This window comes from Deltaproteobacteria bacterium (assembly GCA_009929795.1).
In the GTDB taxonomy this organism is placed as follows: Bacteria; Desulfobacterota; Desulfovibrionia; order Desulfovibrionales; family Desulfomicrobiaceae; genus RZZR01.
The window spans coordinates 1-1,423 of record RZZR01000355.1; the positions used below are offsets into that span (position 1 = coordinate 1).

Here is a 1,423-nt window from a genome sequence, read left to right on the forward strand (position 1 = left end):
AGGGCGCAGGCTTGGACATGTTCCTCCAGCAGGAGCGCCTCGGTGGAGTCCGAGTCATTCTGCAAGGCCTTGATGAACTGCTTTGCCCCACGATCTTCTGGGCCCTTGACCCGCACCAAAACTCCCATTGGCAGACCCCCTACGCCCGCCTCTTCGATCTGGTCTGTTCCACCCAACGCCGCTGGGCCGAGCATTTCCAGGCCCATGGAACCGCCTCCACGGCCTGGCTGACCTGGTCCGGCTTTGAAGCTCCATTCGTACCATGGCCAGAACGGGGCCAGAATCTGGCCTTTGTCGGGGTTGTCAACGACCATCGCCCCATCCGCCGAAACATGTGCGCCTACCTTCACAAAGACTTTGGTCTGGAGCCAAGCCAGGGGGTATCCTGGGGCCGGATGCGGGAAATCTATGCCCAGGCCCGCATAGTGCCCAACGAATCCATCTTCGGGGAAGTGAACATGCGCCTCTTCGAGGCGGCTTCCTGCGGCTGTGCCGTGGTCGGACAGACAATCGACGAGGATGTGGAGGAGCTTTTCGAGCCCGGCCGTGAAATGCTCGTCTTCGACCATGTCCTGGAATTGCGTGAATGCGTGAATTGGCTTCTCAAACACCCCATAGAGGGGGAGAAACTGGGCAGAAGGGCCAAGGAACGGGTTCAGGCCGAGCATCTGCCCCGGCACAGGGCCTCACGCCTGCTCGAACTGGCAATGAATACGGCTCAGGCTCGCCGACCTCTCGGCCAATCCATCCAGGATTATTGGCTGGCCCTGCACAACCTGTCTCTGGCAGGCTGCTTTTTACTGCCATCGACGGAATTGGAAACGGCTTTGGCCTCTTTGGCCGGACAGAATCCAAACATACTCCGGGCCCTGCTTGAAAACCTGTATGCCTGCGGCAAGCGCACCGACCTCGAGGCCCTTCTGGTCCGGACCGTCCAGGGCCGGATTGAACCGGGCAACCCTGGCCTGTATCTGGCCTGTTCGGCTGCGGCCCAGGCCCTTGGCCGGTTCAACCTCGCCCGTCAATTCTGGCAAATTCATGTCCGGGTCGTGAGAAAGCATCCACCAAACCTTCCAGAGACACCATCGGCTCTGTTCATGGACTGGGCTCGTATCCTCAACCGACACGGAGAGCGCAGTCGCCCGGGCTTCGTTTTCGATTCCAAGCGGCATCTTCCGGAAACGGCCCTTGAATGCCTGATCTTAGCCGGATCTTTGACTGACAAACCCGACCTGGTCTTCGACCGAGTCCACCACCTCCTTCGGGACTTTCGGGGCTACAACGAATTTCGACTCCAAGCCCAGTCCTGGCTCTCCCTCCGTCGACGAAAGGATTGGCGGCTGGGAATGGACCTTGGTCTGACAAATCTTCGCGTTTTCAGACAAAAAGAAGGATTAGAAGAACTGAGTCTGGCCTTGGACAA

Annotated in this window: 1 protein-coding gene; it reads left to right on the forward strand. The window is 59.0% G+C overall.

Annotated elements, in window-relative coordinates:
* Positions 1-17: 17 nt before the first annotated feature.
* Positions 18-1,423: glycosyltransferase family 1 protein (locus tag EOM25_14955; GenBank protein NCC26477.1), on the forward strand; the 1,406-nt coding region annotated here is incomplete at its 3' end.